General features: G+C 39.2%; 10 protein-coding genes. 6 read left to right on the forward strand and 4 right to left on the reverse strand.

What is annotated here, in order from left to right; genetic code table 11:
• Positions 1 to 574 precede the first annotated feature (574 nt).
• The 4 genes from can to L2672_RS15745 form a co-directional block, all read right to left on the reverse strand.
• The gene (gene can / locus L2672_RS15730; protein ID WP_248996798.1) at positions 575 to 1,177 is read right to left on the reverse strand and encodes a carbonate dehydratase; all 603 of its coding nucleotides are present in this window, start codon (positions 1,175 to 1,177) and stop codon (positions 575 to 577) included.
• Positions 1,178 to 1,357: 180 nt separating this feature from the next.
• Positions 1,358 to 4,030 (reverse strand): MlaD family protein, encoded by a 2,673-nt coding sequence (locus L2672_RS15735; protein WP_248996799.1) that lies wholly within the window; start codon positions 4,028 to 4,030, stop codon positions 1,358 to 1,360.
• Positions 4,017 to 4,700, reverse strand: coding sequence for a paraquat-inducible protein A (locus L2672_RS15740; RefSeq protein ID WP_248996857.1), 684 nt, complete (start codon positions 4,698 to 4,700; stop codon positions 4,017 to 4,019). Before L2672_RS15740 ends, L2672_RS15735 begins: the two co-directional genes overlap by 14 nt.
• The gene (locus L2672_RS15745) at positions 4,690 to 5,322 is read right to left on the reverse strand and encodes a paraquat-inducible protein A (RefSeq protein WP_248996800.1); all 633 of its coding nucleotides are present in this window, start codon (positions 5,320 to 5,322) and stop codon (positions 4,690 to 4,692) included. Before L2672_RS15745 ends, L2672_RS15740 begins: the two co-directional genes overlap by 11 nt.
• Before the next feature lie 178 nt (positions 5,323 to 5,500).
• Between L2672_RS15745 and L2672_RS15750 the strand changes: the two genes are divergently transcribed.
• The 6 genes from L2672_RS15750 (at position 5,501) to L2672_RS15775 (ending at position 12,187) form a co-directional block, all read left to right on the forward strand.
• Positions 5,501 to 5,785: a YebG family protein gene (locus L2672_RS15750; RefSeq protein ID WP_248996801.1), complete on the forward strand. Its 285-nt coding sequence runs from the start codon at positions 5,501 to 5,503 to the stop codon at positions 5,783 to 5,785.
• Between the two features lie 68 nt (positions 5,786 to 5,853).
• Complete coding sequence (locus L2672_RS15755; RefSeq protein WP_248996802.1) at positions 5,854 to 6,312, forward strand: GAF domain-containing protein; 459 nt, start codon at positions 5,854 to 5,856, stop codon at positions 6,310 to 6,312.
• 269 nt (positions 6,313 to 6,581) lie between these two features.
• Complete coding sequence (gene proQ, locus L2672_RS15760) at positions 6,582 to 7,199, forward strand: RNA chaperone ProQ (RefSeq protein WP_248996803.1); 618 nt, start codon at positions 6,582 to 6,584, stop codon at positions 7,197 to 7,199.
• A gap of 20 nt (positions 7,200 to 7,219) precedes the next feature.
• On the forward strand, positions 7,220 to 9,268 hold the full coding sequence (prc, locus tag L2672_RS15765) for a carboxy terminal-processing peptidase (RefSeq protein ID WP_248996804.1): 2,049 nt from the start codon (positions 7,220 to 7,222) through the stop codon (positions 9,266 to 9,268).
• A 73-nt stretch (positions 9,269 to 9,341) separates the two neighbouring features.
• Positions 9,342 to 11,900, forward strand: a complete 2,559-nt coding sequence (pepN, locus tag L2672_RS15770; protein WP_248996805.1) for an aminopeptidase N — start codon at positions 9,342 to 9,344, stop codon at positions 11,898 to 11,900.
• Between the two features lie 68 nt (positions 11,901 to 11,968).
• The gene (locus L2672_RS15775; protein WP_248996806.1) at positions 11,969 to 12,187 is read left to right on the forward strand and encodes a DUF2835 family protein; all 219 of its coding nucleotides are present in this window, start codon (positions 11,969 to 11,971) and stop codon (positions 12,185 to 12,187) included.
• The last annotated feature ends 116 nt before the right edge of the window (positions 12,188 to 12,303 follow it).

Here is a 12,303-nt window from a genome sequence, read left to right on the forward strand (position 1 = left end):
TTAAGCGTAGATTCCAGCTCAAAATCATTGCTGGAATGACGGTTGGCTCGTCATCCTCGAAAGCTTTAATCGAGGATCTGCTTTTGAGTAATTAGCGTAGATTCCAGCTCAAAATCATTGCTGGAAAGACGGTTGGGTCGTCATCCTCGAAATCTTTAATCGAGGATCTGTTGTTAAGTATTTAGCGCAGATTCCAGCTCAAAAGCGTTGCTGGAATGACGGTTGGGATTAGTCTGAAATGACGATATTTCTGTTATCCTCGAACACATCCAATTTCGTCATCCTCGAAATCTTTAATCGAGGATCTGTTGTTGAGTAATTAGCGTAGATTCCAGCTCAGAAACGTTGCTGGAATGACGGTAACCCCGTCATCCTCGAAATCTTTAATCGAGGATCTGCTGTTGAGTATTTAGCGTAGATTCCAGCTCAAAAGCATTGCTGGAATGACGGTTGGCTCGTCATCCTCGAAATCTTTAATCGAGGATCTGCTGTTAAGTATTTAGTGCAGATTCCAGCTCAAAAGCATTACTGGAATGACGGTTGGGTCGTTACTGGAATGGCGATTGCTTCTGCTCTACCTGCTATTGCTGTCTATGGTGACATCTAAGTCTGTCAATAAGCCGTTATTTATACCGTAGATCCAACCATGAATAGCGACATTTTGGCCTCTATCCCATGCCTCTTGAATAATCGGTGTCGAAGTGACGTTAGCGACTTGCTCAATGACATTGAGTTCACAGAGTCGATTAAACTTGTCTGTTTCATCAAGTTGATTTAACTCAGATTGATACATACGATAGATATCGCGTAAATGTCCCAACCAATTATCAATTAAGCCAAAGCGTTGATTTTGCATCGAAGCTTTAACACCGCCACATCCATAGTGGCCGACAACCATGATATGTTTAACTTTTAGTACATCAACAGCATATTGAATTACCGACAAGCAATTTAAGTCAGTATGAATAACCATATTTGCAATATTTCGATGGACAAATACCTCACCAGGCATCAGGTCGATAATTTGGTTCGATGGCACGCGACTGTCAGAGCAACCAATCCACAGATATTCAGGATTTTGTTGTTTAGCCAGTTTCTCAAAAAAACTTGGATCTTCTTTGTTGATGCGTTCTGCCCAATTTTTATTATTATCGAACAGGGGTTTTAACAGTTTCATATTGACTCTCAGAACAATGAAAGCACCGCTTGAAATAGGGGGCTTGGAAGAGAACTAAAAAGAGTATATCAGTAAATTACCTATATCTGGTCATTCCAATTTACCAATAATATATTCATAGAGAAAGTGCCGAGTATCTTAACCAATAAACCTTAATGATTAAGATACTCCGTTTAATGATTACTTTTGAGCTGGCTGCCAATTTTCCCACTCAGGTTTCATTCTGTTATGTAAAGTAAACTGGCTGGAAGAAGTCATTTTATTTGCTTCAGTAGTGACATCTTCTGTGACCACTGAAATACCGCCAGATAATAATGTTTCCAGTGACCCCGTCTCAATTTGAGCGCCTGAAAAAATACCCACTTCAAGCTTTATGCCCGATGCATCCCAAAATTGGCTACTTTGGTTCACTAGGTGAACATACTCTTGACGTATGTGGGCAAACATCATTACAGACTGCCCAGTTTCTGATAAGTTGTAACCATCTATTTGGCCAATATTGATGCCCCTGAAGAAAATGGGTGTGCCGACTTTGATTGAGCCTAATTGATTGTCAACTAGGGTAAAACCAATTGCATTTTTAGGCCTATTAGCATCATATCGACTGGCTAACTTAGCGCTGAACTCGTTAAATGATTGGTCAGATTTTCCAGGTAAAACACCAATATATGCACCAGAAACTAAGGTCTCAACATTCTTAATACCCGCTAAAGATATTTGTGCATCTACAACAAAGTATTCACTGTCAGATTTACTGAAATGAGTGGCATATTCACCGTATAAATAGGCTTGAGCTATTTGTTGACTAAGATCTTTTGCTAACTTCACCTGTTTTATTTCACCGATTTGATGACCTCGGTATCGGATAGGGGAGTTGGCGTCAACTTGAGCTGAAGCAGGCAAGGTTATTGTAATTGGTTTAGCCTGAGTTAGGGCTAAGTGTTTATCATCATAAAGTTGTGTATTGACGATAACATCATGTTGCTTTGTTAGAGTTAAATCGTGTATATCATTGAAAATTTCATCGTCAACGAACCCTAATGAAATACTGCCTTTAATCGCGCCAGCAAGTGGAGCAACATCAATTTGAACACCCGAAAGACTGGCATTAACCGATAGGGCATCATTGCGCCAAAATACGGTATTCGGTTTGATAAGTTGTTTAAACTGTTTATCAATGGATAAGGTTAATGAAAATAAATCAGTGGCAGCTTGCCATTCAATCTTATTTATCTGACCAATAACCATTTTTTTATAATAGACCGGTGCTCCTTCAGATAAATTTGCGCCGTCTATGCTGGATAATGTTAACGGTAATTTTTGCTGTTCGGCAAACAAGGATTTAGCACTTTCAACGTCATCATAAATCGTAAATTGGCTGCCTGGCTTAGCTAAAGATTTTGATTTGCTAGGCACTAAGGTGACAGCTCCTTGTAATAATGTCGTTAAATCGCGGGTTTCAACACTCACCCCATCCAATGACGCATCAATAGAGAGTGCAGATTCTGTAACGAAAAAACTCCCTTGAGTAATCAGGGATTTAAATTCAGGGTATATTTCAGCTTGATATTCTACAGCGCTAAAATCTTCAGTTAAATCAGTGGTAACAATCTCACCAATAGGCAGCTGCTTATATCTAACTTGTGCGCCTACTGACATACCTGTGTGACTATGTGCGATTAATTTAATAGCAAGTTTTTTGGCATGCATTAAATCAGGTGCATTGTCGGCTAATGGAAAACTGTCAGGTAAGGCTTCTGTATTCGTACCCGGAAGAATATTGATGATATTGCCGGTGACCATTCTGGAAAGGTTTTTAATGCCGTTTAAGGATATTTCAGGCCCTGATATCCAAAATAGGCTATCGGCAGCTAATAGAGAGCGGTATTTATGTTCTAATGTCGCTGAAAGTTTCACTCCATCATCGGCGAGATCAATTTTTTCAACCTTTCCGACGCTGATACCGCGATATACAATACTGGCGTTTTCAGCTATGTCTTCGGCATTTTCATGGGTTAATGTAAACTCAATGCCACCCACTGCTGATTTTTGGTCTTGATATAATTGAAACACTTCGCCATTTTTAGCTTTAACGGTTTTACTACCGGTATTAAAACTAATGCCGCCAGCTAAAATGGATGCTAGACTTTCAGTATTCACTGAAATACCTGATAAAGACGCATCAATTTTTAACCCGGAAACATTCCAAAATCGTGAGTCAGTATGGATTAAGTGAGCGTATTGTTCTTGTATAAAGGCACTGATGATGACTTTTTCACTGCCAGAAAGGCGATAACCAACCACATGTCCCACTGGAATTTGTCGGTAAAATATTGATGAGCCAACATCAATAGAGCCTAGTTTCTCAGCATGAAGTTCTACAACCATCCCCTCGGAACCATGAGTAATTGCAGGGGCTTCTCGTTGAGCTTCAAACTCTTTAGTTGATTTTCCATCACCGGGTTGTATTGCGATATAGTTACCCGAAAAAAGGGTTTCTAAGCCTTCGACCCCCGTTATACTTGCTTTGGGTTTTACTAACCAAAATTGGGTGTTTTGAAGTAAAAATGGGTCTGCTCGATAATCCATTACGACTTTAACGTTTACGCCATTTAAGTCATCATCGATACTAATGTCGGACACTTTTCCTACCGTTAATCCCTGATATTTAACCAGTGTCTTACCAATGTCGATGCCTGCTGCACTGGGAAAATGAATATTGATTTCAATTCCTGATTCTTTAATGCTTTTGATGCCTAACCAAGCGCCTAAAATTAACGCGACGATTGGTAGTAACCAAATTGGGGAGAATAGTTTTTTCTTAACAACTTTTGGTGATTCAATTTGTGTCATTATGTGTTTCCAATCGGTCCCAAAGTAAGCGGGTATCTAGTACTTTTGCTGAAAGCTGAGTGAGTAAAATAACTAACGCAAATGCCGTTGCTGCCGGAGCCGGTTTTGCATCCAGTAATTGCCCCATATTAACTAATGCGACGGTCAGTGAGATGACAAATAAATCTAGCATCGACCAACGACCAATCCATTCAATAATGTGAAACCCTATCATCATCTTTCTTTTTGAAATGGGTATCTTAAAACTAATGGCGCAAAGATAAAGTGATAAACCAATAATCTTTAGCCAAGGCACTAAAATACTGGCCGTAAACACAATTATAGCAATTGGGATCATGCCAGTATGTATCAGATGAGCGATGCCACTGAAAATAGTGTCGTTAGTAACAACGCCGCGATTAGTTAACAAAGTAATAGGATAAACATTGGCTAAAACCAATAAAATAATGGCCGTTATTAACAAAGCCCAACTCTGTTGTACACTAGCATAATTTCGAGTACTTAGCTTTGTTTTACATCTAATACAATGAGTTAACGTGAGAGAGTTAACTTTTTTGCAGGTAGGGCATAAACAAATACCGAGTTTTTTCCCTTGTGGCGCAAGACTTTCAAGCGTAGTCCGAGCGCTCGTTTCATTGTGATTTGCTGGGCGGGTTTGATTATTGCTCATCATGGACATAGCTCCACATATGCTCGAGATTATATTCTCGTTGTAAAAATAACATGGCGATAAACAACAAGGTAAAACTTAGCGTACCCATTCCAAAATAAACATCTGAAAAATCTGAAAGTTGAAAAGCTGATACAAGGAAGCTAATGACATAAATTTCTAGCATCGTTAATTGCGACAGTAACCCGTGTTTTTTGAGCAGTTGAAGAAAGATTGATTGCCAAAAGGGGGAGCATAAATTCAATTTTACGATTAAGACTTGAAGCAGCACTGACAATATTAATAAAGCGGGCGCAATAACAGCGGAAATGAGGACAGCTAATCCCACCACCCAATATCCTTGCACCCAAACTTCAATAGCGGCTTCGTAAGCGGTTGTTGTCCGGATACTTCCCAAAAAATGAATTTCCAATACCGGCAGTAAATTAGCCGGTAAAAATAACAATAATGCGGTTATACATAGCGCCAGTAGTCCGTTAATTGAACAATATGGCGTGTCATAAAGTGCTGTGTCACAACGAGGGCAAAGTGCTCTGACATTTGAAGGTAACGCACGTTTCCTGATCACTAAATCACAAGAGCGACAAAGGATGACGGCTTTATAAGACTTGGCTTCAGACATTATGTTTTTTATACAATTATCCTGACTAATTGGCCGATATAGTATACGAAATTAAACCGAATTAAGACTAATATTAATCATTTAACGCCACAAAGTCATTTTTAAGCACTTCTCTATTGCACCAATGAGCAAAATTTGTCACTCTTGCACTGTATATAAAAACAGTGGAGAGGTGTTCATGGCAGTAATAACTCAGTTTGTCGTGGTAAGAGAAGGGGTTGAAAAGATGACTTTCACATCAAAAAAAGAAGCCGATGCTTACGACAAAATGCTCGACATAGTCGATAACTTAGTCCCATTTTTAGCCGAGTCAGATGCGCAATTAGATGAAACCAAATGTGAGCAGCTGGCATTTTACTTAGCTTCAAACAAAGATGATTTAGCCAATATATTAAAGGGTGGGGTTAAAGCTAAACCTGCTAAAGAACCTAAAACCAAAAAGAAAGCCGTTAAGGAAGATTAATTCTAATCAGCTTTAACAACTGATAATCTAAGGCTATATTATCTATTTAGTTTATTTCAGGAAACACAATGAAAGCTGAGTTTTACCAAATTTTATCACGTCAAGTTGAAGCGTTACTTTCCTCAGAAGATGATCTGATTGCCGGTATGGCTAATTTTTCAGCGTTAATTAATGATAACCTTGAAAATTTAAACTGGGCTGGCTTTTATATTTTGAAAAATGACCAACTTGTATTAGGCCCTTTTCAAGGTAAAGTTGCCTGTACTCGCATACCGTTAGGTAAAGGGGTCTGTGGAACTGCTGCAGCTAACAATGACACCATAAGAGTTGCCGATGTACACCAATTTGATGGCCACATTGCCTGTGATTCAGCCAGTAATTCAGAAATTGTCATCCCTGTAAGACAAGATAATCGAATCATCGCGGTATTGGATATTGATAGCCCAATGTTAGACCGTTTTGACCAAGATGATCAAATTGGCCTCGAATTACTGGTTAAACAGTTTGAAAAATGCTTATTTGGTTAAATAGCGAACAATAAATTGCAAATGATGGTCGCAATCGCTGCTGTGGGCTTTATAATAGCGCACTTATGGGACCACCATTGTGGATGAATACCCGATAGACACTAGTGTAAACCCATTTAAATTTGTTAAGGTTTGTTTCTGAGGCTTTAGCAATTTGGTTGTTAGTGCTAATTTGTAGGTTAAGGGTCAGATTTCCTGTACTGCTTAACAAAAGATGAACGACTTCAGGCAATGCCTATTTAGTCCCCTTATTTAACGTGGAAGTAAAAATGGAATCAACAGACAAGTTGACCGACACCAACGCAATTTTAGCGTTTTTATATGAAACCTTTCCTGCTTGTTTTATTGCAGAAGGTGAGACTAAACCATTAAAAATTGGTTTATTTCAAGATTTGGCTGAACGGTTAGCTGATGATTCTAGAGTCAGTAAAACACAATTACGTGTTGCTTTACGTCGCTATACAAGCAGTTGGAGATACCTTAAAGGTGTCAAAGCGGGTGTACAACGTGTTGATTTAGACGGCAACGAATGTGGCGAGTTAGAACAAGAACATGTTGATCATGCTCAAGCTACTTTGAAAGAGAGCCAAGAAAAAGCGAAAGCAAAACGCCAAGCTCAAGCTCCAAAAGCTGCTAAAAAACCAGCCAAAAAAGCCGTAAAACCTCGCCCAGCTGCGAAAAAAGAGCGAGTGGCTAAACCTGCTGCCCCAGTGGTTAATTTAGTTCCTGCAAAAATGGAGCAATTAGCTGCAAATCAACGTGTTAATGTTAAGCTTGGTGCATCACCAGTCTCTGGCACTATTACGGATATTAAGAAAGATGACGTTCACGTACAGTTAGATTCTGGCTTGAGCATTAAGGTACGTGTAGACCACATACTAGTATAATTTAAAGGAGTAACTTGTTGATGCGAAAACTCACTTTGGCCGCGTCAATTGCATGTGCATTTATTGGATTCTCGGCATATGCAATTTCACCAACTATTCAAATCAGCGAGTTACCCAAATTAAGTCAGGAGCCACAACACCAGGTGGCTAGCAAACGGGTGACTAACTTATTTACCCGAGCGCACTATCATCGTTTTGACTTAGATAACGCTTTTTCTGAGCAGATTTATGCCCGCTTTTTAGAGCAATTAGATTACCGCCGTAATGTATTGACTCAAGCAGACATCAAAAATTTTGACCAGTACAAGCATCAGTTTGATGACATGGTAAAAGCAGGTGATATGTCACCAGCTTATAAAATGTTCGACTTACTGCAAACCCGCCGATATGAGCGCTTTTCTTATGCGCTGACTTTACTTTCAACCGAATTTGACTTTACCAAAGAAGGTGATGCTTATGAATTTGATCGTAAAGAAGCAGCATGGCCAAAAGATGAAGCTGAATTAAACGAACTTTGGCGTCAGCGTGTTAAATATGATGCGTTAAATCTAAAGTTAACCGGTAAAAAATGGCCAGAAATTGTTGAAATACTCACCAAACGTTATAACAACGCCATTAAGCGTCTAAGCCAAACTCACAGCGAAGATGTTTTTCAAAGTGTTATGAATGCCTTTGCACGTACAGTTGAACCACACACAAGTTATCTATCTCCTCGCAATGCTGAACGCTTCCAAATGGAAATGAACCTAAGCCTTGAAGGCATTGGGGCAGTATTACAAATGGATGATGATTACACTGTTATTAAAAGTCTTGTGGCTGGCGGACCAGCAGCATTAAGTGAAAAGCTATCACCTGAAGACAAGATTGTGGGTGTGGGTCAAAAAGGTGAAGAAATTGTTGACGTGATTGGTTGGCGTTTAGACGACGTTGTTGAACTGATTAAAGGCCCAAAAGGCAGTGAAGTGGTATTACAAGTCTTGCCAAATAAAGGCGGTGGTAATGCACAACCTTTTGAAGTCACCATTGTAAGGGATAAAATTCGTTTAGAAGATCGCGCTGCAACCTCTGAAGTAATTGAACCGACTGAGGGTGAATACGCTAATAGAAAAGTCGGTGTGATTCAAATTCCTGGCTTCTATATGAACCTTTCGCAAGACGTCGCTAAAGAGTTAGTTAAGTTAAAAGAAGCCAACGTTGAAGGCGTGATTATTGACCTTCGTGGCAATGGTGGTGGCGCGTTAACTGAAGCGACTCTATTAACGGGTTTATTTATCGAAATGGGCCCTGTGGTTCAAATTCGTGATGCTAATGGTCGTGTTAATCAAAATCGTGATAATGACGGCAAAGTGGCGTATGACGGCCCATTAACTGTGATGGTTGACCGTTATAGTGCATCGGCATCTGAAATTTTTGCGGCAGCGTTGCAAGACTATGAACGTGCATTAATTGTAGGTGAGTCAACGTTTGGTAAAGGTACGGTTCAGCAGCATAAGAGTTTAGGCCGTATTTACGATATGTATGAAAAGCCTATCGGTCATGTGCAATATACTATCGCTAAGTTTTACCGCATTAATGGCGGCAGTACTCAGCTAAAAGGTGTGACTCCTGATATTCGCTTCCCAAGTGCGTTAGAGCCGGGTGAATATGGTGAGTCAGAAGAGAAAAATGCATTACCGTGGGATAAAGTGCCTGTAGCTCAATACAGTACCTTAGGTAATATTTCGCCTGCGCTGATCAGCAACCTAGACGCTAAACATACTAATCGAATTAGTAATGATGTTGAGTTTGGTTATATTAATGAAGATATCGCTGAATTTAAAAAACATCATAATGACAAAACCATATCTTTGGTTGAAGCTGAGCGTGTTAAATCACGTGAAGATGACGACAAACGAGCGTTAGATAGAACCAATGAGCGTCGTGTGCGTGAAGGGCTAGAAGTGGTTAAGTCTTTGGATGAGATTGAAGATGATAAAGATACCAAAGCACCCGATCCATTCTTAGATGAAACGGCTTACATTACTCTTGATATGGTTGATGCGAAGAAAACAGCGAAAGTCGCTAAATAGTATTAACTTACAAAATAAAAACGCGCTTTGGCGCGTTTTTTGTTATTGAACATAAAAATAGCAAGGACCCTATATGTCTCAAACTCAGGCAAAGCATTTAAAAGATTATACCGCGCCACATTTTACCATTACCCATATTGATTTAAATTTTATCTTAGATGGTGAAAACACTAAGGTTATTGCCACTAGTAAAGTAAAGCGAACTAATGAACATCAGTTTGATTTAGTGTTAGAGGGTGAGCAGCTTGAGTTAGAGTCAGTAAAACTTAATGGCAAAAACCATGATTATCGTCGCACAGACACTTCACTAACAATTACCACTGACCTTAATGAATTTGAATTAGAGATTATTACAGCACTGAATCCTGAAGCTAATACCAGCTTAGAAGGCTTGTATATGTCTGATGGTGCTTATTGTACTCAGTGTGAAGCAGAAGGTTTTAGAAGAATTACCTACTTTTTAGATAGACCTGATGTATTAGCCATTTATAACGTGCGTATTGAAGCTGATAAAGCGGCATTTCCTTTTTTACTCAGTAATGGCAATCAAATTGAGCAAGGCGAAATGCCACGTTCTGGTCGCCATTTTGTTCAATGGCAAGACCCGTTCCCTAAGCCAAGTTATTTGTTTGCTCTGGTGGCAGGTGACTTTGATCTTTTAGAGGACCACTTTATTACTCAGTCAGGTAGAGATGTCAAATTGCAGGTTTTTGTTGATAAAGGTAATTTACATAAAGCATCCCATGCAATGGAATCTCTAAAAAAATCAATGAAATGGGACGAGCAGCGTTTTGATTTAGAATATGATCTCGATATTTATATGATTGTCGCTGTGGATTTTTTCAACATGGGGGCGATGGAAAATAAAGGCTTAAATGTCTTTAACACTAAATATGTTCTTGCAGATAAAGCCAGTGCTACCGATGAAGATTACCATGGTATTGAGTCTGTTGTAGGCCATGAATACTTCCATAACTGGACGGGTAACCGAGTGACGTGTCGTGATTGGTTCCAATTAAGTTTAAAAGAAGGTTTAACGGTATTCAGAGATCAAGAGTTTAGCTCTGATTTAGGTTCAAGAGCGGTTAATCGAATTCAAGCTGTAAAGGTAATGAAAAACCAACAGTTTGCTGAAGATGCAGGGCCTATGTCCCATCCTATTCGTCCAGAATCAGTCATTGAAATGAATAACTTCTATACCGTCACCGTATACAATAAAGGTGCAGAAGTGATTCGTATGATGCATACCATTCTGGGTGAACAAGGTTTTCAGGCCGGTATGAAGTGTTATTTTGAGCGTCATGATGGTCAAGCCGTCACCTGTGACGACTTTGTCAATGCGATGGAGTCTGCAACAGGGAAAGACTTACAACAATTCCGTCGCTGGTATTCTCAAGCAGGCACTCCGGTTGTAACGGTTGATGAGTCTTTTGACTCTAGTTCAGGCCAATACAAATTACATCTAACCCAGCAGGTTTCAAGTCAAGGCGTTAAAGGGCAAACCTTACATATTCCATTTAGTATTGAATTGCTTGATGACCAAGGACATTCCATTGTTAATCAAGTTTTAGATTTCACTCAAGCTAAACAAGAGTTTGTATTTGATGGATTCGATGCTAAACCGATAGCCTCTCTGCTACAGGACTTTTCTGCACCGGTAAAACTGCAATACACGGTTGAATTTGATCACTTAGTTCACTTAATGCGTTTCGCATCCAGTGAGGTTGCTCGCTGGGAAGCCTCTGTGCAGTTATTTAGTCAATCAGTATGGGATAATGTTGACCACCTTGCACAACATCAATCAATGGCGGTTGATAATAGAGTCTTAGAAGCATTTAGAGGCGTCATTCTTAATGAGCAACTTGACCCAGCGCTAGTGGCTGAAATACTCAATGTGCCTTCGGCTTCTTCATTAATTGAGCAAGTTGATAAAGTTGACTTAGATTTGCTGCAAGTGGCTCGTGAATTTGTTATCGAAGAAATTGCCTCAGCCTGTGAAGATGAGTTAGTAGCGCGTTACCGCGAACTCAACTCATTTGATACTGCTGAACACCGTGCATTTAAAAATGCCGCATTGGTGTTATTAAGCTATGTTTCTCAACAACATGAGGGACTTGTTATTAGCCAATTTGAACAATCAACTAATATGACCGATACCTTAGCAGCACTTAAAGCGGCGACAGTAGGGCAGTTTGATTGTCTAACTGAGTTATTAGCTCAGTTCGAGAAGCAATGGCATTCAACACCATTGGTAATGGATAAGTGGTTTACTTTACAGGCAACGGCAAATAATGATGATGTTATTGATCAAATAGTTAAACTTACACAGCATTCAAGCTTCAGCTTTAACAACCCCAATCGTGTTCGTTCATTAATTGGCAGTTTTGTGGCGGGTAATACTTATCAGTTTCACAAAAAAGACGGCTCAGGCTATGAATATTTGACCCAGATATTAATCAAATTGAATAAATCTAACCCGCAAGTCGCCTCTAGAATGATTACACCTTTAATTCAATTTGCGAAATTTGATGATACAAGACAAATGTTAATGAAGCGCTCGCTTGAAACATTGAAATCGTTACCAGACTTGTCTAAAGACTTATTCGAAAAAGTCACTAAAGCCTTAGGTTAACGCTGACGGGTTTTAGGGTAAATAAACAGGAGAGCTTGCTTTCCTGTTTTGAATAAGAGCGTATTAATATGCAATTCAAATTAAACATTAATATTAGTTATGATGATTTTTTGCCTTATTATCAGGGTGTTAGCGAGTCAGTGTTAACCAATGATATTCATGGGCGACAGTTACAAATTCATGCAAAATACTTTAAACCCTTTTTAACGCCAGTGGGAATTAAAGGTCAATTTATATTAGAACTTGATGAAGAAGGAAAATACAAATCGCTAATAAAATTAGAGTAATTACTTAAAACGAGTGATTCACTCGTTCGTTTGTCTAATTAGTGTTTATTTCTATGTAAGTCGCTGAAAAACAATGCCTTTACATGTTTGTTGTGTAAAGGCATTTTTTTTTACTC

This window comes from Shewanella gaetbuli, assembly GCF_023284065.1.
Taxonomy (GTDB): domain Bacteria; phylum Pseudomonadota; class Gammaproteobacteria; order Enterobacterales; family Shewanellaceae; genus Shewanella; species Shewanella gaetbuli.